Below are 26827 nucleotides of genomic sequence, written 5' to 3'. Positions count from 1 at the left end.
TATTACACCCCCTCTGTTTTACTCTCTATACTGTATGTTCACTCAAATGATTTTGTATGGGCTTTTCAACTGTGTACATTAAATTTCATTATCCAAACGGATCTTCAACATCTTGCTCATCAAGTCTTTTTACATTTTGCTGCAGTTTCCTCTCTTGCTGTTCCATCTGCTTTTCTGCTTTTTCTACTTCGTTCATTCTCTTTCGATGTTCTCCCATCATATGCTGTTCAAAAAAACGTTCAAATTCATCGAAAAAATCCGGCATCTCTACACCTCTCTCCACTCTATGTAAAAAAGCATTGTCCGAGTGACAATGCTTCTATTGCTTATCGCTTTGGTAACTTTGAACCACAGCCGCAACCACCTTGTTTTGGAGAAGGGTACTGGACTGGCTTAGGAATAGACTGCCCTTTCTTTACCGATTGTTTTGTCATTGGTTGTGGATGATAAGGCAGGGGCTGAGGGTATTGATTAGGATTATAATTATAATGATAATACATCATGTTTCCCTCCTTTTCACAGCATCCTATCTATAACATTATATTCAGGACTAAAGAAAGACGTTCTATCTTATTTGTCCATTTTGCGCTGCAGGGACAAAAATAAGTCCGTGCTGTTCTTTGGTTTCCTTACTCTTGGCCTTTCTCCTCCCTTTTGTTCTGTCACTTCACGCAGCCGATTTTGCAGTTCTTGAATGGTACCTTGAGCTTGATGATTGTACTGTACAATGGACTGTTCGGTTTTTGATTTTTGTTCATTAACGCATACTTTCAGCCAATCTATTTTTTCCTCTAGTTTTCTTTTTTCTTCTTCATGCTTTTGCTGTAATGCCACTAACTCTTCCTTAATATCTTCATATTCAAATTCTTGGTGCTTGAATTTTTGATATTCTTCTTTATAAAAAGCCAACTCCGACTTCAATGAAGCAATATATTTTTTCGTTTTTTCCTCACTCATGCCCTTCACTCCTCCATTATAAATAACCCACAGCTTCTAAAAAATCAGTTAAAGATGAATAACACTTTTTATTAACATGAATATGCTGTAATTGAGTTTATTATTTCCTTCATTTTTTATGCTCGCTCCAACTAGAATTTATTCCGATAAATTCCGCTTTTACTAAGGAACATAAAAGCAGGTCATTCATACACTATAGTAGTCCGATACCTAGTAACGAAAAGCGTAAAGGAAGGACAATTACAATTAGGAGGTTTAAAAATGGCAGAACTTTTTGAATCATTATGTATCCGCGTGCCTAAAGTGTACGACTGGGTTAGACGTCAAGTTGTTTTACCACAAATCTTTACGAATGACACTTCATTATTTAAAGAAGAAGCACTTAAAGATTTGGGCCATGACGTAGAAGTGGAAATTGTTTTAACAGATAGTGAAGGTCACCCTGTAGATCCTTCAGATGAAGACGCACTTGATAACGTGATTGAGCTTGTGCCACACGGTGGTCGCAGACCTAAAAAAATTGTGTTACCAGATGGAGAAGTTGTTGTTCTTCATGAGGTAAAATTATCAATTAGCGGCTTTTACCGAGTTAAGTTAATTGAATTGAGTGGACATCACAAACACGATGAGGTTGAATCTAGCGTTATTCCTTGGAAAATACATCAGACATTCTATTTATGCGCTCCGGAAGGAACAGAGCCTGTTGTACACCTTGAATCTTTTGAAGGAACTGATGGTTCTCTCAGATTATCAGATTGTCACTTACAGCAACTAAGCTTTGATCTTGTATTGTGCCTAAGTGTCCAAATTGAAAAAGATGTAAAAGTTGAAGTAGAGGGAAGCTTCTGCTATCCTCGCCCTGAAATCATTTCCACAAGCAGCTGCTCACCTATTGAATATCCACCTCAATGTGATGCTATTTTCCCTGGAAAGCCACATCACGATGATTTTGATGGAGACGACGTAGAGTCAGACTTCGACCTTCACGACTTTGATTAACGAGATAAAAAGCCAGAGGAGAATATTTCTCCTCTTTTTTCATCGTTTACAAGCTTTGTGCATACATATAAATAAAACTGCTGTGGGCAGCTCAGATTTACAAACTTAATTCATAGCTCAGCAGGAAAGGAGACTACTAAATGAGTCGTAACTCCCCTTCCCCTAAAGATGATTTAACTCAATTAAAACAAAAGCTCATTCACTATAAATCGGAAATTCGGCACGTGCAAAACCAATTAAAAAGCTATGAACGAGCTTTAGAACGAGAAAAAGAAAATACATCGTTTTGGAAGAAAAAACACGCTGAGACGCTTTCTACATCTGAAAAAGAAGTAGAAATTGAAGGATTAGAAAAAGAGCTGGATTTACTAAGAAACGAGCTTTCTGAACAAAAAATTATTGCAGAAGCATTTCGGGAAAAAGCCTCGAGAAAACAGCCCGTTATTGAAGAAAAGATTGTGGAAAAAGTAATCGAAAAAATTGTGGAAAAACCTGTGGAAAGGTTCGAAAAGAGTGATATCCTCTGTTTCTTTCAACATTCTATACTGCTGCCAGAACAAGATGAAAGCGAGCTGACGATATTCGGCAACGTAATTATTCAAAATCAAACGAGCAGTACTTTACGCTCTCCGGTGCTTTGCTTAAAAATGAAACCCACTGCTTCGGCTATATTAAGCGGGAAGCTCATTGATGAAAAAGACATTGAAGTTTCCAGTATCCCCTCTTCTTCTCTAGAATGGCGCTATGCTCATCCAAAATGGAACGAAAAAATTCAAAATGACGGTGAATATTGGATTAAACCTATTAAGCAAACCGTATTAAAGCCAAAAGACAAATTACTATTTGACTCTTTTCAAGTAGTCATTCCGCTGTCCTCTGATACGACTTCATTTATTCTAGAAGGCTTTTTTTATAGCGAAGAGTGGCAAGAAGGCATTCCTTTTTTTAATAAAGTAGTGCTAAATTTCCCTTAATTATTAAAAGACATATTGATGTTCAATATGTCTTTTAACTCGTCCATTTATTTCATAAACGATTCTATAATTCCTGCACATCCTGCAATAGCTAAGATTGTAATGACAGGTATAGCAATATGCGGGACCGCTACATAACTAAAATAAATCCCTACCGCACACCATATGCCCGTACACCAATAACAGCTGAGCAGCTCTCCAATCCAATTTTGCAGTCCCTTCCCTTTTATCTCTAAATAAGTTACCGTATTTCCTTGTTCATCTTGATCTTCTACGATTTTATGAAACGGTTTACGAATAAACGCTGTAATTTTATCAAAAACAATTAGACGAGTAAGTCGAAACGTCGCAAAGACAAATAATGTTAGATAAATCCATGTCATCTTCATTCCTCCGTGCATTCACAAACTTATGAAAATAAAAGCTAACGTGCTTCTTCACTGTTAGCTTTTAGAGTTGCTTAAATTTTAATGATAGATATGGTCTGAATATCATGAAAAGTCAATACTGTTTTCTCTTTATTAGGGGGAACGCTCACGTATAAACTTCCTTCTTTTAATTCTAAAATTGTTCCTATATATTTTTGGTTTTGACACGTAATTTCACAAATTGGCTGAGACATATGAGGCGGGAAGCTGCATAAAAATTCAACTTTTTCTTTAATCGTCATAGACTGAAACATTTTATTTGGCTTTTTAGTCTCTGATTGCGGTATATCTACGGGAACAATTGAACGCTCTTCCTCTTTTTCTTGCTTAATCTCTTCCACTTTTTCTACGTCAGGCTCTTTGACTTCTTGAATGGAAGAAAAGCTGGGCTCTTCTTTTAACACGTGCTCTTTCTCTATTCCTTTATTGTCTTGCTGTTTTGAACTAAAATAATATTGCATAGAACGCTGATTTTGCGTAGCGTTTGGCTGGACAATGTACATTAGCGGCTCGTTTTCTTCTGACTTAGATTTTGAGTTAGTCATGAAGCATACCTCCAATTGCTTGTTATCGTTCTTTTAAAAATGTATGCTTGAACACGGAAAAACTTGTTTATTTTTTTGCGGTAGCCTTTTTAACACCAAAAGCAAGGCTGTACTTTTATTTCCAGCATTTAAGAAAACACAATAAAAGAGGTTGAGACATAACGAAGCTAATTCAATCTAAAGACGCACAAATGGGACACATGAGCTGAACCGCTTGTCACACCGCAGTTGATTTCCGTGCAAGACTTCGCTTTCCGCGAGCGGCCGATGAGCCTCCTCGTCGCTTGCGCTCCTGGGGGGTCTCATCTGTTCCGCTTTTCCCGCAGGAGTCTTCGTCTTGTCCTCCAATCAACTGCTAGAAAGAGCTAAACAGATGAAACTTATTTTCAAAACAACAAAAAAACGAACCACTAATCAAACATTTTGATCAATGGTTCGTTTATCACTTCAGCTAAAATAATTTTGTCCCAGCCTCTTTCTCTCATTCAATAATATAGAAAACTAAACCTACCTAGATACCTTTATCTAATTTTATACTCAAGAAGCATACGCAATTCATTCACATACGAACGAGACCCCGTTACAATCAAACGATCATCAAATTCAAGCTCTGTATCACCATGAGGTACAATGGAATCTTTGCCTCTAAAGATTCGAACAAAGATCACATCTCCTGTAAATGGGAACTTGCGAAGCTCTACCCCCTCGTATTTAGGGTTACGCATATTAATTTGATAAAGTGCTGTTTCTTGATTGGTTAAGATATTTAAAATATTTGGCGATTCGATTAAAGCTTTTAGCAATGCAGTCGTAGATAACAGCACAGAAAAAACTTCAATGTTATTTTCTTTCATCTTTTCATCTAATACAGGACTTTCTACACGGGCAATAACCCGTTCTGTACCATATTGTTTTGCAAATAGAGCAATGTCGCTATTTCTCTCTTCTTCCCCGGTGGTTACAACTAATACATTCGCATCTAAAATCCCCATACGTATTAAAGTTTCCTTACTATATCCATCGATGTCGACGATATTAAAAATGGAATCCGACGTACGGTTTTCAATTTTGTCCTGCGTAGGATGATAAATCGTAACATCATATAAATCAAGATCCATTTCTCGAATAACCGGGAGTGTAAATTGATTTGCACCGAGCATATTAATCTTCAGCTTTCTGTCACTGATTTCAGGCTTTGGAAACAGCTTTCTAAAGATAATAGGTGTAATAATACATGTAATAATCGCCACCAAAATCAGCGCACCGGACATTTGTGAATCAATAACACCAATATTTTCACCAACCGTTGCTGCTGCAATAACGAGTGATAAAGTCGATGTTAAAAGAAAACCCGATGCCAAAACGGTTTTCATATCATACCATTTTCTTAAGATTAACGCGGGGACTAGCTTGGATATCAACAATGCAATGAATAATAAAGGCATTAAAATCAGCACTTTTTTATCACTGAACAATGACCAAACATCAAGCTTCACTCCTACCATCACAAAAAAGATAGGAATTAAAAATCCGTAGCCAAACGAATCTAATTTATGAACTAAATTTTTGTTAGGCGCAAGAAGAGAAACGAGTGATCCCGCTAAAAAAGCGCCTAAAATGTTTTCAACACCAATTGACTCCGAAAGGCCCACTAGAATGATAATGAGTGCAAATACCGCGCGCGTGTCAATTTGAATTGTACCTTTAGACATTGTCTCAAGAAACGATCGGTTTTTAAACTGCTTCCCTATGAAGTATAAAATCACTCCTACTCCAAATAAAATTAAAATCAACCATGTATTGCTATTTCCTGATTTATCATAGACGGAAGCAAATACGGCTAGTAAAATCATCGTGACTAAGTCCGCAATAACCGCAATCAATAAAATGGTCTGTCCAATCGGCTTTTTCATAATCTGTGCATCTTTTAAGGTCGGCACTACTACTCCTAGTGAAATGGTAGAAATAATAAGCGTCATCAAAAAGGCATTATCAATAAAACCGGTCCATACAAAAACATAGGACAAAAATAGTGAAACCGCAAAGATAGCTGCAAACACTAGTATAGAAATGGAAAAAGCATTTGGCACCTTAGCTCCTGATGCCTTTTTGTCTTTTGAATTTCCTCCAGCAAAAGCAGAAAAATCAATTTCTAAACCACTTAAAAACATCAAAAAGATAAAGCCTAGAGTGGAAAGTGTTTCAAGCCACATATCCTGCTCCACAAGGTCAAAACCACTTTTCCCTATAATTAATCCCATAATAATTTCAGCTACGACTACAGGTATAATGTTGAGTTTAAACCGATGCAACAGTATAGGCGTTAAAAAGGCCAAACTAATGACGATAACAAGTGATGTAAAGGACGCGTGCTGTTCCATTAGATTCCCCTCCTTTTACCTTCGTTATTTATAAAACGAAGACGTTAGTATTCAAAATTAAAGGTTAATCATAAAAGCTTGAAGGTTCTCTGTCAACTATATGAACTGATAATGAAAATCCGACATGATTACTCATGTCGAATTCTAAAGTCCCTTCATTATTTTAAATAACTCATAAATGTTGTCGCTAGACCGAAGTAAATTAAAATACTGATAAGATCATTGATCGTTGTAATAAATGGTCCTGATGCGACTGCAGGGTCAATTTTGAACCTGTGCATGAGAAGGGGGATAAACGCTCCTGCTAGTGTAGCCACAATCAATGTTGAAAATACAGAGACGCCTACCAAAGCGCCTAAAATAAGATCACCTTGCCAAATATAAACAATTAATACAACTAAAAGTCCACATGATGCGCCCGTAATCATTCCCGTAGCTGCTTCTCGGATTAACAGCTTAAATTTGCTTTCTTCTTCGATTTCTCCCGTCGCCAGTCCGCGAACCGCAACGGCTAGTGCCTGTGTTCCTGTATTACCAGCCATACCGCCAATCAAAGGTATAAATACAGCTAAAATAGCTACTTGATTCAACGTATCTTCAAAACGTCCAATTAAACTCGCTGTCATCATTCCTAAAAACAGCAAAATGATAAGCCAAGGCAGCCTCTTTTTGGCCGCTACTAAAGGATTGTGGTCAATCGTATCATCTACATCACTAATACCCGCTAATTTAGAATAGTCATCCGATGCCTCTTCATCCAGAACATCCATCACATCATCAACCGTAATGATCCCGAGAAGATGCTGCTGAAAATCAACAACTGGAAGCGCAAGAAAGTTGTAATCGCGCATAATACGCGCAACTTCTTCTTGGTCTTCTGCTACTGACACGGATACGACTCGTTCATTCATCACTTCGCTTATCATCGTATCTTCATCTGCTATAATTAAATCACGAAGAGAAATAACACCTGCTAGATGCTTTTGTTCATCAATAACAAATACATAATAAATCGTTTCCGCTTCTGGAGCTTCCCTGCGTAGAATGTGCATAGCTGAATGTACGGTTTGATTTTCACGAATGGCTACAAATTCAGTCGTCATAATACTTCCAGCGGTATATTCCTCGTAATGAAGCAACTCTTTAATTTCATCGGCTGCTTCTTCATCCATAATCGTTAAATAGCTCGCCACTTGTTCTTTATCCAATTCATTTAATACGTCAACGGCATCATCCGCCGACATTTCCGACAGCATGTCTGCTGCAAAATTGGGATGCATCTCTGAGAGAATTTCTTGATAATCTTCTTCTCGTATCTCTACATTTTCAAAGATATCCGCCATTTCTTCCGGAGATAACATCTCGTACAGCGCAAATCTAGAAGGCTCATCTAATTCTTCAAAAAATTGAGCTTGGTCATACGTATGCATATGTAAAAATTCTTCACGAAATGCATCGATTTCATTTTTTTCTAAAAGTGATAATAAATGTTCGGCGAACCATGCCTTTTCTTCTTTTTCAATTGAATCTGTCATGTCTTCAACCTCCCTGTCGCACAAAACTCATTTAACTTTATGATGAATTTTGTTTTTTTTCAACTCACAGCTCTTTACTCTTTTCCCAATAATATATAAGTTCTACACATAGTTTGCTCCATATAAGGGTAATTTTATATCGTCAAAGGAAAAACCTTTTAAGGATGTGGATAAAAGATGAAAGTAGATATAATAGGGGATATCCATGGGTGCTATGATGAATTAAAAGCGTTAACAGAAAAACTTGGGTATGAGTGGCAAGACGGGATTCCTGTCCATTCTGACGGACGGCGCCTTGGATTCGTAGGTGATTTAACAGACCGAGGACCTCATTCACTAAAAGTGATTGAGCTCGTATGGTCACTTGTAATAAAGCATCAGCAAGCTTACTACTGTCCAGGCAATCACTGCAATAAGCTATATCGCTTCTTTTGCGGTAACAAAGTGCAAATTACTCATGGGTTAGAAACGACCGTTGCTGAGTACGAAGCTTTACCTTCAAGAGAACAGAAATTCATTAAAAAAAAGTTCATTGAGCTTTATGAACAATCACCTCTATATGTGCAGCTTGATCAAAACCAATTAATTATTGCTCACGCCGGTCTTAAAGCTGAATACATCGGCAGAACGGATAAAAAAGTAAAAACCTTTGTGCTATATGGAGACATTACGGGTGAAAAACATCTAAACGGCATGCCTGTCCGACGAGATTGGGCCCAACATTATAACGGAAAACCGTTTATCGTGTATGGGCATACACCCGTAGTAAAAGCCAGAAAAATTCACAATACCATTAATATTGATACAGGCGCAGTTTTTGGAGGGGCTTTAACGGCGTTTCAGTATCCTGAAAGGAATATTATATCTGTACCGTCATCTATGCCTTATGTAGAGGAAAAATTTAATCACTTCGGGTAAAAAGAAAGTCGCTTTTCATTTAAAAAAGCGACTTTCTTTTACGATTTGAAGTTTCTGCATATCTGGCGGCAAAGGTGCTGTAAAAGACAAAGTTTTTTGTAAAAAAGGATGAAAAAAAGTGAGTTCATAGCTGTGAAGAGCTTGACGAGAAATAAGATGATTCGTTCCGCCATATAAAGTATCTCCAAGCAGGGGATATCCTTTATAAGCCATATGAACACGAATTTGGTGAGTTCTCCCCGTCTCAAGCGAAAGAGCAACTTCTGTAAAAGAAGAATACTGACGAAGCGCCGTATAGTGCGTAATAGCAAATTGCCCATCTTCTCTTACTTCTCGTTCGATGATACTTGACTCTTTTCGGCCAATCGGTGCCTCTATCGTTTCTTTGCCAACAAGCTTACCATGAACAAAAGCTCGGTACACGCGTTTAATTTCATGTTCTTTTTGTGCTTTAGAGAATAAGTAATGAACGTGCCTATGCTTAGCGACAATAAGCAGTCCAGATGTGTCTCGGTCCAACCTATTTACAAGATGAACAGTCGAGTTAATGTTATTTTTCTCATAATAATAGAGCACAGCATTACTTAGTGACCACGTGAGATGTTCTCGAGAAGGTATACTTGGCATATTTGGCTGCTTATTCAAAACTAAAATATACTCATCTTCGTATACAATATCCAAAGGTATAGCTTTAGGAAGAAGACTTTCACTTGCTTTTTCTGGTGGAAACGCCACCTTGATTTCGTCACCTTTTTGCAGAATATATCGAACCGTTGCATGCTTTCCATTTACTTCAATTGCTCCTCCTCTGAACTTAATATCCGTCAGAGAAGCTTTGGAAATATCATGTTCTTTTAAAAATTCACGAACCGCTACACCCTCGAAAGAATGATCTACGGTCCAACTCAACGTAAAAACTTGTTTCATTCTCTTCCCTGCCTTTAATCATCACATACAAAAGAGTCTCTGACACGCTGCCAGAAAGGAAACGCACGAAAGCGAGCAAATCGAATTTTTTCGCTTGCTACTCGAAATTGAATCGACTTTACATCTTTATGTAAAAGAGTTAAATGATCAATGGTAATTTGGAAGTCTGCGTCGTTGACAGGCTTTAACAGCGCTGTATGATGTCCAGGAAGAACCAATGGAGAACCTATCGTACGGAACACTCGATTGTTAATAGAAGCCATTTCAGCAATTTGAATAGCTTGAAGCGAAGGATGTAAAATCGCGCCTCCCAGGGATTTGTTGTAAGCTGTACTTCCCGAGGGAGTGGATACGCAAAGGCCATCTCCTCGGAATGTCTCAAATCGCTGCCCTTTAATTTCCACATCCATTACTAAAGAACCTTCTACACTTTTTACCGTACATTCATTCAGAGCTAAGTATCGAGCTTCGCGTCCACCGTTTGTGTAGCGAATAATCACTTCGAGCAGTGGATACTCTACAGTCTGATAGGGTGTCTTTGCAATAGCAATCACCAGCTTCTCAATCTCATCAGGTGTCCAATCTGCATAAAAACCTAAATGGCCGGTATGAACCCCAATAAAAGCGGTCTTGTCAAGTCGGTTTCGATAGCGGTGAAACGCATAGAGAAGCGTTCCATCCCCTCCTACTGACACTACAATATCAGGCTGGTTTTCATCATATTCTAAATGAAAATCTAATAAATACGTTTTCATTTTTTGCATAAGCGTATTTGATATTTGGTTGCCTTTTGATGTAATAGCAAATTTTATTTTCTCCACCTAATTCTCTCCCCCTATCCATCCAATGTACAAAGCTGTTGCTGAGTCATAACTAAGATTCTTCCGCCGATTCTTTTTTTCGTGAGAAAATAGCCTGAGCTTCTTGAATCTCACCTCGTATTTGAGACATTTCTTCATCGAGCTGAGTAGCCGCTTCAGAAGCACGCTGAAGTCGCTTTTTGATATTCTCAGGAAATTTCCCGCTGTACTTATAATTTAAAGAATGCTCAATTGTAGCCCAAAAATTCATAGCCAGTGTACGAATTTGAATTTCCACTAAAATTTTCTTTTCACCTTTAATTGTTTGAACAGGATAACATACGACCACATGATATGAACGATAGCCGCTTTCTTTTTTATGAAGAATATAATCTCTTTCTTCAATCAATTCAAAGTCTGTGCGCTGACGCAGGAGCTCTACGACCGCTTTAATATCGTCCGTAAATTGACACATCATACGGAGTCCCGCAATGTCCTGCATCTCTTCCTCTAAGCGATCGAGAGAAATTCCTTTTCGAGTCGCTTTATCCAAAATACTGGCGACAGGCTTTACTCGTCCCGTCACGAACTCAATAGGTGAATGCGTAGACTTCATATCATACTGTGAACGAATTCCTTTTAACTTCACCTTAAGTTCTTCAACGGCTTGTTTATACGGTGCTAAAAATAAATCCCAATGCCTGATCATTAATAACACCCCCCTCTTTTCTCTCTATTACTTATTTTCTTTATCTAAAAAAACTTCCTCTACTCTTGCTACCATCTCGTCTCCATAATTCACATTTCCTTCGATGTTACTGATGAGATAAGACAGCTCTTCTTTAACGGCTGATAGCTCAATTACTTCCTTATTAATTTCTAAAAATACTTTCATATCTTTATGTAAGACGTGCTTTAAATTCGCCCAAATATTGTCACTAAGGCCAACATACATAAATTGATCATTAATATCTACAACATATACAAATGACATGTTATCTGAGTCAACAAGCATTTGTTTTGTATCTTCCAATTGTTCAATTTTCGTCTCAATAGGGTCTGCTTTTAAATGTAATTCATTTGATTTCATCACACAGGTAGTGATGTCAATTCGATTGTGCATAAATAAACTCCTTCCAACTATACAATTCGTTACTATTTTAACACATTCCAGGAACGTTTAATAAAGGTAAAACCTAAACAATCCGTATTTCTTCATTTTCCAAGTTCCCCATCTGGATATTCCTGTTAGGAAATGTAGTTTTACTGTCTCAAAAAGTGTGATAAATTAAGATGTAAAGTGCCTTACTAAAAGACCTAAATTAAAAGGATGATTTCATTGAAACAAGAAATTGAAATTGAATTTAAAAATATAGTAACGAAAGAAGAGTTTGATCGTCTCCGCTCATACTTTCAATTAACTGAAGATCAGTTTGTTTCTCAAGAAAACCACTATTTTGATACACCTGCTTTCTCATTAAAAGACTGCGGGGCTGCCCTGCGAATTCGAAGCAAAAAAGATAAGTTCGTTCTCACGCTCAAACAGCCTCATCAAGAGGGTCTTTTAGAAACACATGAAGCATTAACAAATGAACAAGCTAAAGAATTGCTAGATGGCAGTGCCAAGATTCCGTCAACAATTCAACAGCTTATTACTGATTTACAAGTTGATAGCCATGCGCTAACTTATTTTGGCACTTTGCGTACAAGTCGAGCAGAAATTCCATATAAAAATGGGTTACTTGTACTCGATCATAGCTTTTATCTAGGTGCTGAGGATTATGAACTTGAATACGAAGTAACCGATGCCAATGAAGGAGCAAAACACTTTGAGCAATTGCTTACGGAGCTTGATATTAAAAAGAAACCAACGGAAAACAAAATTCGACGGTTTTACAAGCGAAAGTATACGTTAATGGATGGAGAATAAATTTATGAGCATGAATATTAACAATTACATGTCTTCCGTTCAATTTCCTGGAACGCAGCCATTTTCAGTTAACAACCAGCTGCCAACAGCTAACGTGATGCTTGGTACAACTTTACTCTCTGTATTTGCTCAGCTTTTTCAAGACTACGTCAATCAAGAGCCTCAAATGAGTACCAATCTTTACTTGAAAGCAGCGCAGTTGTTTCCATCTACGGCAGTTCAAATGCAGTCCGAGCCATCTGTTTTTTCTTCAGGTGAGGCAGCGGCTTCAAATGCTGCCTTACCTGCACAAAAAAACGAAACGGCAAAGGCCAGTTCTCAGGATTTACAAACGATCATTACAGAAGCAGCGGCACGCTACCAGCTGGATCCTAAACTTATTCGTTCTGTTATTAAACAAGAATCAAACTTTAATCCATCTGCCAAAAGTTCTGTAGGAGCGGCTGGGCTTATGCAGCTAATGCCAGCAACCGCTAAAGCTCTTGGTGTAGAAGATCCGTACGACTCCAAGCAAAATGTATTTGGAGGAGCCAAATATCTTCGACAAATGTTAGATAAATACAATGGAAACGTGAAATTAGCGTTGGCGGCCTATAATGCTGGACCAGGTAATGTCGATAAATACGGCGGAGTACCTCCTTTTCAAGAAACGCAAAAATATGTAAATAAAATTATGTCTTCTTATCTTGTGTAAAAGAGCCAAATCATTCGCCACTCGAACATGGAATGGCTATAGTTTGCCGAGGTTACACTATATAAATAGAAGGAAACGTTTGTGAAAGTATTCCTTTGTTTCTCATAATTAGTGATTCGCCACAGCATGATAGACTTTTCTTATGTAAAATTCCACTTTATCTCTTTTCCAGTAGAAGAAGTAAGCGGATAGTTTGAGTTAACCAAATGACACTGCTAAAATTAAGGAAAGTAAAAAACACCAAAGAGTTAAGACGTATATTTCTTATAACAAAGGAGTTATCAACATGAGAGAAAAAATCCACTCCCCTTACGAATTATTAGGCGGTGAACATACGATTTCAAAACTTGTTGATGCTTTTTATACACGCGTTGGACAACATCCTGAGCTCGCGCCAATTTTTCCTGATGATTTAACAGAAACAGCACGAAAGCAAAAGCAATTTCTGACACAATATTTAGGAGGGCCTTCGTTATACACTGAAGAGCATGGTCACCCTATGCTGAGAGCTAGGCATCTTCCTTTTGAAATTACACCGTCAAGAGCTAGAGCTTGGCTGACGTGTATGCATGAAGCAATGGACGAAATTAATTTAGAAGGCCCTGAGAGAGATGAACTTTATCATCGTCTTATTTTAACTGCCCAACACATGATTAATTCACCGGAACAGACAGATGAGAAAGGATTTTCACATTGAGTAATCTAAATAGCCAATACCCATCCTTGCATCAGCTTTGTCAAGGTTCAAATAAAAAACCGCTTGAAATCTATGTATTTGTTGACCCTCTTTGCCCGGAATGCTGGGCACTCGAGCCTATTCTAAAGAAGTTACAAATAGAATATGGTCAGCTGCTATCCCTCAAGCATGTGCTTGGAGGAAACTTACAGCAATTAAATATTGGAGCACAGCAGAAATTTGAACATATTGCAAAATCGTGGGAGAAAACTGGAAGCCGTTCCGGTATGTCATGTGACGGCAATCTGTGGCTTGAAAACCCAATCGATACTCCTTACGCTGCATCAATTGCGATTAAAGCGGCCGGTCTGCAAGGAAAGAAACAGGGCATTCGCTTTTTGAGAAGACTTCAAGAAGTAGTATTTTTAGAAAAACAAAATGTTACAGAAGAATCTGTCTTAATACAATGTGCAAAACATGTGGGGCTAGATGTTAATGAATTTGTAAAAGATTTGCATTCAGATTACGCTGCGAAAGCCTTTCAATGTGATTTAAAAATCACGTCGGAAATGGATGTCGATGAGATTCCAACTCTTGTGTTCTTCAACGAAAAAGTTGAAGAAGAAGGCATTAAGATATCAGGATACTATTCGTACGAAACATATGTACACATCATTAAAGAGATGTTAGAAATTGACCCAGATCCAGCTTGTCTTCCGCCTCTTCGTTCATTTTTAAGCTACTTTCAATTTGTTGCTTCAAAAGAAGTTGCAGTTGTGTATGGTTTATCATTAGAAGAGGCTGAAAAAGAATTGAAAAAACTTCAGCTTCAGCAAGTTGTTGAGAGAGTTCCTGTCAAATACGGAACCTTTTGGAGAAGTACTGAAAAGAGCTGTTAATCATTACATGTTGATGCTTATCCTAAGCATCAACTAAACAAAAAAGACTTGGCTTTCGCCAAGTCTTTTCGTTTGTCTTAAGACAACAAGGGGATGGGAGAAATTTTTCACGGTCAAACAAAGGGGTATATGTTTGTTTTGTGATAAACTTCACGATTAATACTATAGCAAATTATGTCGACTTTTGGCAACCCCTTTTTTCAATTTTATTCATTTTTTTATAAAAAAACTTCATAAACAGCCAGATTCACTCATATAGTACAACCAATTATGCTTTTAATAGAGGTGTTAACTATGAAAATTGCTGGAATTACTCTAGGGGTTGTTATTCTTTTGTTTTCTTTTTTATTCTATATTTTATCTCTTATGCAGCTTGTTCCGCTCCTTATCGCAGGCCCTCTCTTATTTTTAGCTATTCTTATTATTTTTACATTGCTTAACAATCACAACAAGTTTCGAGGATTTAAAAAATGAAGCAGGATACAGCTCCTGCTTCATTTTAATTTTATTGATTTAATAAACGTTCCATTTCCGTTAATTTCTCTTCAAATACGGCTAGCGCTTCTTCAATAGGCTGAGATGTTGTCATGTCCACTCCTGCCTTTTTCAACACTTCAATTGGATAATCAGAGCTTCCTGACTTTAAGAAACCTACATAGCGCTCAACAGCTGCATCTCCTTCTTCAAGGATTTGCTTACTTAATGCTGCTGCTGCACTGAATCCTGTAGCATATTGATAAACGTAGTAATTGTAATAAAAATGAGGGATACGAGCCCATTCTAATCCAATCTCTTCGTCAATTACTAAGTTGTCTCCAAAATACTTTTTATTTAAGTCATAATACAATTTTGTTAACAATTCAGGTGTAAGCGGCTCTCCGTTTTGAGCACGCACGTGCACATCGTGCTCAAATTCAGCAAACATCGTTTGACGGAATACCGTACCGCGGAACCCTTCTAAATAATGGTTAAGCAAGTACAAGCGCTGCTTTTCATCATCAATTGTTTTTAGTAAATAATCGTTTAGAAGCGCTTCATTACACGTTGAAGCTACTTCTGCCACGAAGATTGAATAATCTCCGTAAGGATATGGCTGCGTTTTTCTTGTGTAATAACTGTGTACAGAATGGCCAAATTCATGAGCTAGTGTAAACAAGTTATTTACATTATCCTGCCAGTTCATTAAGATATAAGGATTGGTGCCGTACGTTCCTGAAGAATACGCACCGCTTCGTTTGCCTTTGTTCTCATGGACGTCTACCCAACGATTTTCAAATCCTTCTTTTAACACGTTAAGGTAGTCTTCACCTAGTGGTTTCAGACCTTTTAAAATATAGTCTTTTGCTTCTTCATAGGTTACTTCCATTTTTACGTCTTTTACTAAAGGCGTATAGAGATCATACATATGAAGCTCTTCAATTCCCAATACTTTCTTACGTAAATCAATATATCGATGCAATAAATGCAAATTATCATTCACTGTTTTAACTAAGTTATCGTATACTTCTTCTGGAATGTTATTTGTGCTAAGAGCTGAGTGACGAGCTGAATTATAGTGACGAACGCGGGCGCTAAAATTATCTTTCTTCACCGTGCCGCTTAATGTACTTGCAAACGTATTTTTAAATTTACCGTACGTTTCGTACACCGCTTTAAACGCTTCTTCTCGTACGCGGCGATCGCTGCTTTCTAGGAAACGAATATAGCGTCCGTGCGTAATTTCTACTTCTTCTCCATTTTCGTCTTTAATGGAAGGGAATTCTAAATCTGCGTTGTTTAGCATTCCAAACGTGTTGCTTGAAGATCCTAGCACTTCAGAAGCCTGAGCAAGAAGCGCTTCTTCACTTTCTGATAAAATATGCGGACGCTCGCGAGTAATTTCATCTAATGCATGAGCATATAACTTTAGCTCTTTATGTTCCGCCATGTACTGTTTAATTTTTGATTCTTCAATAGACAAAATTTCTGGTGTTACATACGATAGTGCACTTGCAATTTGGGTATAAAGTGTTTTGATGCGATCATTTAACCCTTGATAAAAAGAGTTAGTGGTATCTTGATCGTAGCGCATATGAGCATATGTATAAAGTTTACTAACGCGCATTGTGAGCTCGTCTTGCTCTTGAAGAGCGTCATATAAAGTTTGAGCGGACTCTCCAAGTTTTCCTTTGAATTTTTCCATTTGCGGAATAAGAGCTTTTACTTCTTCAAATTCTTTTTCCCATGCGTCATCTGAAGCAAAAATATCCTCTAGTTTCCACGTATCTTCTACTTTTATCTCGCTTCTACTTGGTAACTTTTTTACTTTTGATTGTTCACTCATGGTCATCCCTCCATCTTTTTCTACCTGTCTATAACTGTTCGCTTTTTCTAAGGCGAATCCTTTTTATTTCTCTCGTTATTGTATGTTGTTTTAAAAGAATTAATCAAAAGTCAGTACGCTTTTGAAAAAAGGATTCTTTCTTAAGCGTACTGATTTTCAGTGATTATGTCACTTCTTTTGCTTGATTTAACCACCTTTTCATCATTTGTCCATCTTCTAAAAAAGCATCAGATGTTTGCTTTGGAATCGTGTAGGGCCTTCTGATTTTGTATACTCCAGAAGTTATATACGTTAGCATTCCTAGCCGGCATAATACCTCTATATACTCAAACAGGGGCTGTTCCATAGCAACAGGAGCCATGGTTAAAGACCGAAATATAATATGCCTCTTATGAATTCTGTAGAGCCATAGCCGGCATAACTCTTGTTCTGTAACTAAATCCCCTACTTGCTTCTGCTGCATTAAATCAAGGAGCAGCCACGTTTGCCATATAGTAGCAGACGTTTCAACCATGTATAAAGAAGACAGCGGCATGCCTGCTTCTGCTGGAATATGGGAGGGAGGAATATTTTTTTCATAAAGAGCGTGTAAAAAAGGCTGAAGCTTCTGATTAGGATAGAGGATATAATGCGTTCTCCATGCCTTCTTTTTCTTTATCCATGAAGAGAAAAATTGAGGTTGTGTATGTGTAGAAAAAAGATCATGAAAGGTATGCTCGTGAGGAGAAAGCACGACAAGCTGTGCATAACAAATCTGAGATGAAAAAGGAATAAGATGTTCAAGTTTCAACAGTTGATTAGTAGAAGGTGAAAAATAAAGAAGTGTGGGCGTATAATCGGAAAGAGTAAGAAACTGCCACTCTTGAAAAGAAAGTTGATACATGTAAGTGGATAAGCGCTTCATTCTTTTTGCCCCCATAATCCAAAGAGGCATATAATTTCCTTTCTCATAATGAATAGAACGTTTGGTTAGCACTGAGGAAGATAAGGAAGCACATTGAAATTCGATTGCATATTTTTGCGAGGGCGTATCTACAAGAAGATCTGGACGCTGCATAATGTCAGGAAGATAACTTTCTAACTCGACTTCAACATGAGAACTAAACCAGTGAAACAGCTTTCGTTTTCCATCGAGATGATAATCTGTTTCACCTTCATGCTGAGCGACGCACGTTTTTTTCAGGTGAGCAAAATGAGGGATTTTTTTTGTACCTACCTTTAACTGTACAGGGGATTGACAAGAGGGACAGTAGAACTGCTTTTCTTTTTTCCACAGCTTAAGCTGTTCAAGCGAAAAGCGCTGAGCTAGTGAAATGAGGCCTTCTTCTGTTTGGGCAACTAACAATCGTACATTTCTCCTTCCTATAGCAGCGAGCTATATCCTTGTATTCGACACCTTTCTACTAAACCCTTTTCTTTCAGAAAAAAACCACATTACAGCATACGCAATGTGGTTTACAGCGATTATAATAGCGGTGAAAGCAAACGGGCTGTTGATTCAAATAACCGCTGTATAAATGGCCGCTTTTCAAAGTCTTTAAAGTGAAGCTCACTCGTTTCTTCTAAATCTTGCATATATTCATATACGAGCTTTTGAGTACTAGCTGTGCGATATAAAAAAGCATTTACTTCAAAATTCAAATGAAAGCTTCTCATGTCCATGTTAGCTGTTCCAATAGAGGCAATTTCTCTATCAACAATCACAATCTTGCTGTGCATAAATCCTTTTTTATACTCATAAATTTTCACACCTGCTTCTAGGAGCTCCGGAAAATAAGAGCGTGATGCATGAAAAACAATTTTTTTATCGGGCTTCTGAGGTACAAGAAGCCTTACATCTATACCGCTTAGAGCAGCTACTTTGAGGGAAGTAAAAATATCTTCATCAGGTATGAAGTAAGGAGAAGCAATCCAAATGGACTCTTTCGCAGACGTAATCATCGAAAAAAATAAGTGTTTGATAATTTCCCACTCACGGTCTGGTCCGCCAGCAATCATTTGAACACCGCCGCACTTTTCCATATCAATGTCAATTAAATCCGGCGATAGATACGTTTGAGTAAGCATCGTCTGACCTGTCATATAATACCAGTCTTGCAAGAAAATAAGCTGTAATGAACGAACTGCCTCCCCCTTCACCATCAAATGGGTATCTCTCCAAAAGCCAAAATGGCGACTTTTCCCCAGGTATTCATCACCAATATTCAAACCTCCCACAAACCCAATTGTTCCATCAATGACTACAATTTTACGGTGATTACGGAAGTTAATTTTATTGTTGAGAAATGGAAGCCTAACGGGCAAGAATGGAATCATTTCTACGCCGGCGTTTCTCAACTCATGAATATAGTGCGATGAAAGTTGAAAACTCCCCACGGCATCATATAAAAAACGTACATAGACGCCTTCTTGTACTTTCTGAATTAAAATATCTTTAATTTGTTCTCCCAAGTGATCATGACGTACGATGTAATATTCTAAGTGGATATGATGCCTTGCATGCTTTAATGATTCGATAATTTCATGAAACGTCTCTTTTCCATTCGTTAATGCGCGCGTATCGGATGAAAAAGAAATGGGGCTTTTACCAAGCTTAACGGCTAGCTTCAGCATTTGTTTTCTACTTGTGCCTAACTGTTCAAAGTGATTGTCTAATACCCCAGAATCTCTTTCCATCTTTAAAAGTACCTGTTCATCCAGCTTTGCTTTTTTGGCAAATAAACGACGTTTTCGCGTATTGCGTCCAAATAACAAATAAAAAAAGAAGCCTATTACAGGGAAACCGCCTAATACTACGAGCCACGTTAGCGTTTGAGTTGGATGACGGTTTTCTAATGAAATAACAAGACCGATGAAAACAACACTAATCGTAATTAAGATACTTAGCACGCCGATAAATTTCCCGTCCCAATATCCTTTTGTAAAATAAAGTAGCGCAATGATACCAACAACAAAAATTAAAAGCTGTAATCTATTTTTCAACTTGTTTTCACCTATCCTAAAACCAATCTTTCGTCATTAACACCGGATCCATGTACCGTTATTATCCTCAAACTGGGGATTTTAACCCTACACTTTTCTCGTTCAGGAACTAGTTTCCTTCTTTCTCCACTTATGTTCGTTTCATACAAGCAGAGAGCTTTTCCCAAAATGAAGACAAAACAAAGACCGATTTCATATACATGAAATCGGCTGCTATTATCGTAAAGGAAAATACTGCTTTACTTGTTCAAGTGCATTTTCACTGATTAATTCTTTTCCATACTCCATTAAACGATGAACTGTTACGTTTGATTCATTTGCATATTCTAAAATGATACTTAAAATGTTATCAATTTCAGCTACAAAATCTTCATCGTCTGTAAACTCAACGTATAAATAATATTTTCCTTCAAACACGTACATGCTGTTGATGATATCATCTAACTCTAAATGGTGACTTAAGGAAATTAAATGTTCTAAGTCTTGAAAGCGTGCGACGAACTGTAGCCCTTCGTCTTCTATAATTTCTTCTTCAAAATCAGCTTTTTTATTTTGATTCGCTTGATGATCAAGTAACGCTTCAATTTTTCCATCTACAGGGATATCGATTTTATCATTTTCACCAACAGGTACTTCGAACTTTTGACCGTCTTTTGAAACTTGTGCTCTCGTTACAATAACTTCTAGCCCCTTCTCAAGCGCATGTACTTGAATCCAAAGAGGACCTTCTGCTACAAACTCTTCTTCTTGATGAATTTCGTCCATCATCTCCCAGAATAGTTCTTCACTGCGCTCTCGGCTAAACCAAATTTCATTGCGATCAAATCCACGTTCTTCAATATCTACGTAAGTGACAAAGAATTTTACTGTGTTTTCATTAATGCGTTCGATTTCCATTATCATCTCTCCCTTCGGAAAAATCAGTGAAGGTAATCCGGCCATTTCGAACATTACCCCTAAACGATGAAGGGACTATTTTACCCCCGTGTTAAAGCAATATTACATGTACTTTCTCACTTTGTAAAGCATTCTAACTTGGGATATACAAGCATACACTATTTGAGTGAACCTTGTATATCTATTTTATGACAAAATGCGAAAGAAAGGAAATAAAAAATACTCTGACAACTCATAGCCACCTTACACCTTACTTTGTTATATACATAATTTCTTTACCCTATGAACGCTTTTTGTTAAAAATGAACACAGATAAAGCAATATAAGCTACTTATCCTTACATATTGGGAGGGAAGACTATTGGATTTAGAATTAATAACCTCCATTCTTCTTATTATCGGTATCGATATTGTATTAGGTGGAGACAACGCTATTGTTATTGCCTTAGCAAGCCGCAACTTACCTGAATATCAGCGAAATAAAGCTATTTTTTTAGGGACTGGCTTAGCTGTGATCGTTCGCATTGTACTTACTATTTTAGCTGTTTATTTACTAACTATTCCTTACTTGCAGCTCATCGGCGGTTTTTTATTATTGATCATTGCCTTTAAGCTTCTTGTATCAGAAGGTGATGATGCATCTTCAATCCGTGCAGGTGTGACATTAGGCGCCGCTGTAAGAACGATTGTATTTGCTGATATTGTAATGGGACTAGATAATGTAATAGCTGTAGCAGGCGCAGCTCATGGAAATATTATCTTGGTTGTTACCGGATTACTCGTATCCGTCCCCATTATTGTTTGGGGAAGCAAGCTCATTTTGTATTTGATGGAGCGATTTCCCCTGCTCGTTTATGGTGGGGCAGCTATTTTAGCTTATACTGCTGGAAATATGATTGGGCATGAAAAGAACTTACATTCATTCTTTGCAGACCATACATCTCTAGGAACATTTATTCCGTTTATAACAATTGCTGTCGTGCTAATAAGCGGCATGGTTGTTAATAGCTTTCGTTCAACTAAATGATAAAGAAAAGGCCATACTAAACATTTTTATTTAGTATGGCCTTTTCTTTAGTTTAATGAGCACAGCAGTCTTTTATTCATAAAACACTTTGTACACTTAAAAAATAATCTCTGTGAGTAAAAAAAGAATAGATGGTACGAGTAAGCAACCAAGACCTGTATAAAATGTAGCTGTCATGGCTCCGTAAGGTACAAGTTTTACATCTGTCGCGGCTAAACCAGCTGCTACACCGCTCGTCGTCCCCATAACTCCTCCATAGATCATTGCTGTACGAGGGTTGTTTAATTTAATTTTCTTAGCAAATACCGGTGTTAAAATCATAACTGAAATGGATTTAATTAATCCTACTGCTATACTTAACGCGATAATATCAGAAGAGGCTCCAATCGCAGTTCCAGAAACCGGCCCCACAATATAGGTCACGGCTCCTCCTCCGATTGTGGTCAAAGTAACGGGATCTCTATATCCAAAACAAAGAGCAATAATTACACCTATTACAAAGGAATAGAAAACCCCAAAAAACAAGGCCGTAATACCGCTGATTCCCGTTTTTTTGACTTCGCTAAAATTGGCGCCGAATGCAGTAGCAATAATGGCAAAATCTCGCAGCATTCCTCCGCCCATTAAACCAATTCCTGAAAATAACTGTATATCAGAAATCCCTTTCTCTCCTCCTGTATTCACTCCACCGATATAAGCAAGGATTAATCCAAACATAATAGCAATAGCAGATCCGTGAACTCTTCCTTTTGTTAATTTATCTGATAAAAAATAAGCAATATACATGACAATCCCAATAATAGCAAATGCCGTAATCAGTCCGTTATTTTCTAATCCTTCTTTGATCATATTCATCATTTCATCTGCTCCTTAGGTAAAATAGAAAGCTCTATTTCTTGTTCTTTCACCTTCGCTTTCTCTCCTATTCTGCTGATAAATGGTATGGATAAAAAGCCTACTACGACTACTACCAACCCTGCAAGAAGCGCCATGCCTCCTCCATCAAGAGCAGCTACAACATTTTGCTGTGCAGACATTGCTACCACGATAGGAATATAAATACCTCCCCAAAAAGCAATGCCTTCTTCGGATTTTACTTGGAGCTTATTTTTCTTCTTTAAATAATCCACCGCTAGTACAAGAAGAAGCATAGATACCCCTACTCCTCCAACGTTGGCTTCTACTCCCATCAGCCCTCCTAATGCGTCCCCTACAACTACCCCTATCAACATGCAAATAGACAGCAGCGCTACACCGAAGATTATCATATTACTTCCTCCCTAACCCATCATTGAAAGCGTTTACTTTATGGTTTAAAAATAGTGTAAAGGAAAAAAGTTGAATAACCTATGCGTTTTTAGTTATATACTTATATCAAAAATGACATAATACAGTTTTTCTCTACTGTTCACTTTAGATTTATTCGAAAAAGAAATAAAAATCATGACATTTAGTCATGATTCTTATATGTATTCATGAGGTATACCGGAGGGTAAATGTTTAAAATAATCAATCACAAACTGCCTAAAGATTTGTTGTAAATCCGTCACGTAGCCTCCGTTGTTCCAAGCTAAAAAGATAGTACGTTCAAATGTTTCCTCTTCAATTTTCAGCAGTTTTACATCTTTCCCTGTAGAACCTCCCCAAGTTACTTCAGGAATAAAACCTATTCCTTGCTTCGCTCTAATCAAACCTCTCACTGTTGCTGGGTCATCGCTTTCAAACGTAATTTGAGGTACAAAATTCTGTTCCTTACAAATTACATCCGTTATTTTCCTTAGCTCTTTTCCTTTCTTTAGCACAATGAATTTCTCATTTTTAAGTTCATTTAACTTTACACGTGATTGCTTGGCTAAAGGATGATCAAGAGGCACTGCAAGCAAAATCGATTCACGGAGCAAAGGAGTATGTTCGATCTGACGGGTTGTTAATGGAAAAGCTGAAATACATAAATCAAAATCAGGCTGTGAATTAGAATTAGTCAAATGCTGCATCAGTCGAAAACGCACCTGAGGATATTGCTCCCGAAATCTGCTTAATAGCTCTGGAAGTAAATGTGAACTAGCTAATACAACAAGGCGAATTTCTTCACATGGATCGTTCGACATATCCTTTAGCTCGTGCTTTGCGTCTTCCAATGTTTTTAAAGCAAGTTCTACTTTGGCACAGAATGCTTTACCATACCGATTTAATTTAATGTATTTACCGTTTCGATCAAACAAACGAATGCCTAGCTCTTTTTCTAACTGTGAAATCGTTTTGCTGAGTGCAGGCTGAGATACGTATAGCTCTTCGGCAGCTTTACTGATATGTTCTAGTCTAGCAACTACTTGGAAATATTTTAGCTGTAAAAGCTCCAATCCGTTCACCACCACTTTTATGTGTTTAGTTACTCTCTTTCTTTACTAATTACATACATACTTCATTTTCCCTGCTATTTCGACAAAAAATAAGCAGCAGGGAGCCAGTGGCTCCCTGCTGCTTATTTTTTATATACCAACTTCAAGCAAACGTTACTTGGTTGGTTCCTTATTTAAATCTTAAACAGACAAATATAAAAATTAACCATTCACAAGTCTTTGAGCTTCGCGAAGTTGGAAAGTACGCACTTTACGTGGTAAGAAACGACGGATCTCGTCTTCATTGTAACCAACTTGTAGACGTTTTTCATCAATGATAATCGGACGGCGCAATAAGCCAGGATTTTGCTGAATTAATTCATACAAATCTTGCAAAGGCATAGCGTCTACCTGAACGTCTAGTTTTTGGAAAGTTTTCGAACGTGTTGAAATGATTTCATCTGTTCCATCTTCTGTCATACGTAAAATTTCTTTAATCTCGTCGATTGATAACGGCTCTGAAAAGATATTACGCTCTGTATATCCAATATCATTTTCCTCTAACCAAGCTTTCGCTTTACGACAAGATGTACAACTTGGTGATGTATATAATGTAACCATTTACTCCTTCACTCCTTCTATCATAATCGGTCATAACATTTAAAACATGAACTGTAAATCATGTTGTTTTATACAAACTTCAACGAGTGTAAATATTTAATGACTGATAATGAAAATCGATACTACTTTATAATTACTTTTAAAAAATAATATCTATTTGCATTATACTATAAACTTCATCGGAATGATATACTTTTTGAAGTGGACTAGTACATTAGTTCGTTCCTTCACTGTCATTATTTTCATTGCCGATTTTCTTCATTATTTATTTACCACACTACTATTACGAATAAACCTGTAGATTAGTTTCATTTTTTTATTATTTTTTTCTTTTACAAATTCCTGAAATTTTTCAGTCACTAAAAAAGCCTTGCAGAAGAACTGACTTTTCTGCAAAGCTTTTGAGATAACCTCTTATTTATTTAATAGCTGATGTGCTGCTTTTTCCTCGTCTCATTAAGATAGGATACAGTAACAGCCCGATTACAAATAAGCCAATACCTAAGAAAAATGTTTTTAAATCAGCTGTCCCTGTCTTAATCACCCAAAGTGAATAAATAAGTGCTAACGAGGCAATGATTCCGTCTTTTACTCGGGATCCTTTAATCGTGTCGTACGTCTCACCCGTCACAATAAGCTTTAATTGATAAACTGTCGTCACGAAATAAGGAACTAAATAAGCGAGAGTAGCTACAACAATAGCGAAATTATAGGCTTGCGAAACTGTACCTGAAATAGTCGCAAACAAAAACAACTGTGTTAAGCCATTTGTTAATGTTAGTGAGCGGGCTGGACTATTGTTCTGATTTGTTTTAGCAAACCACTGTGGAAACAACCCTGATTTTGCTGCTTGATAAGGAACTTCTGCACTAACAACAATCCATCCAACCGTAGAACCTAATAAAGAAATAAGTGCTAAAATGGCCATTACGTAAGCACCTTTATGTCCAATCACCATTTCTAACGTATCTACCAAAGGTTTTTGAGACTGCTGAAGCTGAGCTGTTGAAAGAATCCCCATAGCTAGAAGCGTAATCCCCACATAGATAACCATTGAGATCAATAATCCAAGCAGTGTTGCTTTCTTCACTACTTTTTGGGATTTTGCACGGTTAGATAACAGTACAGCCGATTCAATTCCGATAAACGCCCACAGCGTAGCAATGGCTGCCCCATTGACCTGACTTCCCAATCCTACATTTATACCCTTTGAATTAACAAATTCTGTACTGACCAGGTTGGATGCGCTAAATAGCGATAGCGCCACAACAATAAATAAACCGAACCCAATAATTTTAGCTGCCGTTGTGATAAAGTTAATATTACCGGCGCTATTGATATCTCGCTGCAAAATAGCTTGAATTCCCCATAGGACAATAGAACATACTAAAAACGTAATGAATTTTCCAGCTTCTAATTGAAAATCTCCAACTGAAAATAAAATATCCTTACTCTCCATTACTGGAAAGAACGTTGTTAAATATCCCGCAAACGATATGATGACAGATGCTGTTGCAGCCCAGTTGGCTGCCCAGTACCCCCAAGCCATGCTATACCCTGCTACTTTACCTGCTTTAGGCGATGAAAAAAGATTCGCCGCATAACTTTGAGGCCCTCCTTTTAATTCGGGCTTTCTCATGACTAAATTCCCGAATACAAGAGCAATCATGAACACGCCAAGACCTGTTGCAATCCAAGCAAGTGTTGAACCGACTGGACTTGATACGTTTGCTAAATTAGAAGGAAGCATAAATACTCCGCCGCCTACCATATTACCAACTACAAAGGCTGTTAAAAACCAAAGTCCCCATTTTTTATCTTTCATTTGCTGTGTCTCCTTTTGCTTTCTAAAAGCTTAAACTTTTGAGATAGAAAGCTCGATGCTAATCTATTAACACGTAATAATTATTTGTTTCTTCATTCATCTCTTCATTCGTTTAACAATATAATATATTAGCACACTAAAGCAAAAAGTG

General features: G+C 37.5%; 30 protein-coding genes. 9 read left to right on the top strand and 21 right to left on the bottom strand.

What is annotated here, in order from left to right:
- Window positions 1–88: 88 nt before the first annotated feature.
- The 3 genes from LJC66_RS03455 to LJC66_RS03445 all read right to left on the bottom strand — a co-directional run bounded on the left by LJC66_RS03455 (window position 89) and on the right by LJC66_RS03445 (window position 957).
- Window positions 89–265 carry a hypothetical protein gene (locus tag LJC66_RS03455; protein ID WP_195695339.1) on the bottom strand — a complete coding sequence of 59 codons (177 nt, stop codon included), beginning with the start codon at window positions 263–265 and terminating at the stop codon, window positions 89–91.
- A 61-nt stretch (window positions 266–326) separates the two neighbouring features.
- Window positions 327–503: a hypothetical protein gene (locus tag LJC66_RS03450; protein ID WP_164797097.1), complete on the bottom strand. Its 177-nt coding sequence runs from the start codon at window positions 501–503 to the stop codon at window positions 327–329.
- Between the two features lie 67 nt (window positions 504–570).
- Window positions 571–957: a hypothetical protein gene (locus tag LJC66_RS03445; RefSeq protein ID WP_195695340.1), complete on the bottom strand. Its 387-nt coding sequence runs from the start codon at window positions 955–957 to the stop codon at window positions 571–573.
- Between the two features lie 261 nt (window positions 958–1218).
- Here LJC66_RS03445 and LJC66_RS03440 point away from each other — a divergent pair, with 261 nt between their 5' ends.
- Together LJC66_RS03440 and LJC66_RS03435 are read left to right on the top strand one after the other, a co-directional pair.
- Window positions 1219–1956, top strand: coding sequence for a BMQ_0737 family morphogenetic spore coat protein (locus LJC66_RS03440; protein ID WP_043980442.1), 738 nt, complete (start codon window positions 1219–1221; stop codon window positions 1954–1956).
- Between the two features lie 140 nt (window positions 1957–2096).
- Window positions 2097–2930, top strand: coding sequence for an OmpH family outer membrane protein (locus LJC66_RS03435; RefSeq protein ID WP_195695341.1), 834 nt, complete (start codon window positions 2097–2099; stop codon window positions 2928–2930).
- A gap of 47 nt (window positions 2931–2977) precedes the next feature.
- On the opposite strand, the gene LJC66_RS03430 is transcribed toward LJC66_RS03435, so the two are convergent.
- The 5 genes from LJC66_RS03430 to mgtE all read right to left on the bottom strand — a co-directional run bounded on the left by LJC66_RS03430 (window position 2978) and on the right by mgtE (window position 7819).
- Entirely contained in the window at window positions 2978–3313 is a 336-nt protein-coding gene (locus LJC66_RS03430) for a DUF1360 domain-containing protein (RefSeq protein ID WP_195695342.1), read from the bottom strand.
- A 77-nt stretch (window positions 3314–3390) separates the two neighbouring features.
- Window positions 3391–3903 (bottom strand): CotO family spore coat protein, encoded by a 513-nt coding sequence (locus LJC66_RS03425; protein ID WP_060746416.1) that lies wholly within the window; start codon window positions 3901–3903, stop codon window positions 3391–3393.
- A 217-nt stretch (window positions 3904–4120) separates the two neighbouring features.
- On the bottom strand, window positions 4121–4255 hold the full coding sequence (locus LJC66_RS27655) for a hypothetical protein (RefSeq protein WP_255323478.1): 135 nt from the start codon (window positions 4253–4255) through the stop codon (window positions 4121–4123).
- A 169-nt stretch (window positions 4256–4424) separates the two neighbouring features.
- Window positions 4425–6284: a monovalent cation:proton antiporter family protein gene (locus tag LJC66_RS03420; RefSeq protein WP_230931789.1), complete on the bottom strand. Its 1860-nt coding sequence runs from the start codon at window positions 6282–6284 to the stop codon at window positions 4425–4427.
- A 158-nt stretch (window positions 6285–6442) separates the two neighbouring features.
- The gene (mgtE, locus tag LJC66_RS03415) at window positions 6443–7819 is read right to left on the bottom strand and encodes a magnesium transporter (RefSeq protein WP_014461563.1); all 1377 of its coding nucleotides are present in this window, start codon (window positions 7817–7819) and stop codon (window positions 6443–6445) included.
- A 177-nt stretch (window positions 7820–7996) separates the two neighbouring features.
- On the opposite strand from mgtE, the gene prpE reads away from it, so the two are divergent.
- A complete protein-coding gene (gene prpE / locus LJC66_RS03410; protein ID WP_195695344.1) occupies window positions 7997–8737 on the top strand; it encodes a bis(5'-nucleosyl)-tetraphosphatase PrpE in 741 nt (246 codons plus the stop codon).
- 15 nt (window positions 8738–8752) lie between these two features.
- On the opposite strand, the gene LJC66_RS03405 is transcribed toward prpE, so the two are convergent.
- From LJC66_RS03405 to LJC66_RS03390, 4 genes are all read right to left on the bottom strand, one after another.
- Window positions 8753–9664, bottom strand: coding sequence for an RluA family pseudouridine synthase (locus LJC66_RS03405; RefSeq protein ID WP_195695345.1), 912 nt, complete (start codon window positions 9662–9664; stop codon window positions 8753–8755).
- Window positions 9665–9678: 14 nt separating this feature from the next.
- Window positions 9679–10476: an NAD kinase gene (locus tag LJC66_RS03400; protein WP_025749877.1), complete on the bottom strand. Its 798-nt coding sequence runs from the start codon at window positions 10474–10476 to the stop codon at window positions 9679–9681.
- A 61-nt stretch (window positions 10477–10537) separates the two neighbouring features.
- Window positions 10538–11173, bottom strand: a complete 636-nt coding sequence (gene yjbM, locus LJC66_RS03395; RefSeq protein ID WP_028407486.1) for a GTP diphosphokinase — start codon at window positions 11171–11173, stop codon at window positions 10538–10540.
- Window positions 11174–11200: 27 nt separating this feature from the next.
- Window positions 11201–11587 carry a UPF0738 family protein gene (locus LJC66_RS03390; protein ID WP_028407485.1) on the bottom strand — a complete coding sequence of 129 codons (387 nt, stop codon included), beginning with the start codon at window positions 11585–11587 and terminating at the stop codon, window positions 11201–11203.
- A gap of 216 nt (window positions 11588–11803) precedes the next feature.
- On the opposite strand from LJC66_RS03390, the gene LJC66_RS03385 reads away from it, so the two are divergent.
- From LJC66_RS03385 to LJC66_RS03365, 5 genes are all read left to right on the top strand, one after another.
- Entirely contained in the window at window positions 11804–12394 is a 591-nt protein-coding gene (locus LJC66_RS03385) for a CYTH domain-containing protein (protein WP_195695346.1), read from the top strand.
- A 4-nt stretch (window positions 12395–12398) separates the two neighbouring features.
- A complete protein-coding gene (locus tag LJC66_RS03380) occupies window positions 12399–13088 on the top strand; it encodes a lytic transglycosylase domain-containing protein (protein WP_230931788.1) in 690 nt (229 codons plus the stop codon).
- 286 nt (window positions 13089–13374) lie between these two features.
- Window positions 13375–13785, top strand: a complete 411-nt coding sequence (locus LJC66_RS03375) for a globin domain-containing protein (protein WP_230931787.1) — start codon at window positions 13375–13377, stop codon at window positions 13783–13785.
- Between the two features lie 26 nt (window positions 13786–13811).
- Entirely contained in the window at window positions 13812–14663 is an 852-nt protein-coding gene (locus LJC66_RS03370; RefSeq protein WP_013055432.1) for a ClpXP adapter SpxH family protein, read from the top strand.
- A 294-nt stretch (window positions 14664–14957) separates the two neighbouring features.
- On the top strand, window positions 14958–15137 hold the full coding sequence (locus LJC66_RS03365) for a hypothetical protein (protein ID WP_028407482.1): 180 nt from the start codon (window positions 14958–14960) through the stop codon (window positions 15135–15137).
- A 31-nt stretch (window positions 15138–15168) separates the two neighbouring features.
- On the opposite strand, the gene pepF is transcribed toward LJC66_RS03365, so the two are convergent.
- From pepF to mecA, 4 genes are all read right to left on the bottom strand, one after another.
- Entirely contained in the window at window positions 15169–16986 is a 1818-nt protein-coding gene (pepF, locus tag LJC66_RS03360; protein WP_028407481.1) for an oligoendopeptidase F, read from the bottom strand.
- Between the two features lie 163 nt (window positions 16987–17149).
- Window positions 17150–18331 carry a competence protein CoiA gene (locus tag LJC66_RS03355; RefSeq protein WP_195695350.1) on the bottom strand — a complete coding sequence of 394 codons (1182 nt, stop codon included), beginning with the start codon at window positions 18329–18331 and terminating at the stop codon, window positions 17150–17152.
- 119 nt (window positions 18332–18450) lie between these two features.
- Complete coding sequence (gene cls, locus LJC66_RS03350; RefSeq protein WP_195695351.1) at window positions 18451–19968, bottom strand: cardiolipin synthase; 1518 nt, start codon at window positions 19966–19968, stop codon at window positions 18451–18453.
- Between the two features lie 216 nt (window positions 19969–20184).
- Entirely contained in the window at window positions 20185–20865 is a 681-nt protein-coding gene (gene mecA, locus LJC66_RS03345; protein ID WP_013055427.1) for an adaptor protein MecA, read from the bottom strand.
- A 360-nt stretch (window positions 20866–21225) separates the two neighbouring features.
- Here mecA and LJC66_RS03340 point away from each other — a divergent pair, with 360 nt between their 5' ends.
- On the top strand, window positions 21226–21891 hold the full coding sequence (locus LJC66_RS03340) for a TerC family protein (RefSeq protein WP_195695352.1): 666 nt from the start codon (window positions 21226–21228) through the stop codon (window positions 21889–21891).
- A 96-nt stretch (window positions 21892–21987) separates the two neighbouring features.
- On the opposite strand, the gene madM is transcribed toward LJC66_RS03340, so the two are convergent.
- The 5 genes from madM to LJC66_RS03315 form a co-directional block, all read right to left on the bottom strand.
- Window positions 21988–22749 (bottom strand): malonate transporter subunit MadM, encoded by a 762-nt coding sequence (gene madM / locus LJC66_RS03335; RefSeq protein WP_195695353.1) that lies wholly within the window; start codon window positions 22747–22749, stop codon window positions 21988–21990.
- Window positions 22746–23159: a malonate transporter subunit MadL gene (gene madL / locus LJC66_RS03330; RefSeq protein WP_195695354.1), complete on the bottom strand. Its 414-nt coding sequence runs from the start codon at window positions 23157–23159 to the stop codon at window positions 22746–22748. The genes madM and madL overlap by 4 nt, the downstream gene beginning before the upstream one ends.
- A gap of 195 nt (window positions 23160–23354) precedes the next feature.
- Window positions 23355–24251, bottom strand: a complete 897-nt coding sequence (locus LJC66_RS03325) for a LysR family transcriptional regulator (protein WP_269067431.1) — start codon at window positions 24249–24251, stop codon at window positions 23355–23357.
- 201 nt (window positions 24252–24452) lie between these two features.
- Complete coding sequence (gene spxA / locus LJC66_RS03320; RefSeq protein WP_013055422.1) at window positions 24453–24851, bottom strand: transcriptional regulator SpxA; 399 nt, start codon at window positions 24849–24851, stop codon at window positions 24453–24455.
- Between the two features lie 418 nt (window positions 24852–25269).
- Complete coding sequence (locus LJC66_RS03315; protein ID WP_195695356.1) at window positions 25270–26676, bottom strand: amino acid permease; 1407 nt, start codon at window positions 26674–26676, stop codon at window positions 25270–25272.
- Window positions 26677–26827 lie beyond the last annotated feature (151 nt).

It is taken from the genome of Priestia sp. TSO9, from assembly GCF_021029645.1.
GTDB lineage: Bacteria > Bacillota > Bacilli > Bacillales > Bacillaceae_H > Priestia > Priestia megaterium_E.
Note: the sequence above shows the minus strand (reverse complement) of the source record. Positions and strands in the feature narration are given on the sequence as shown.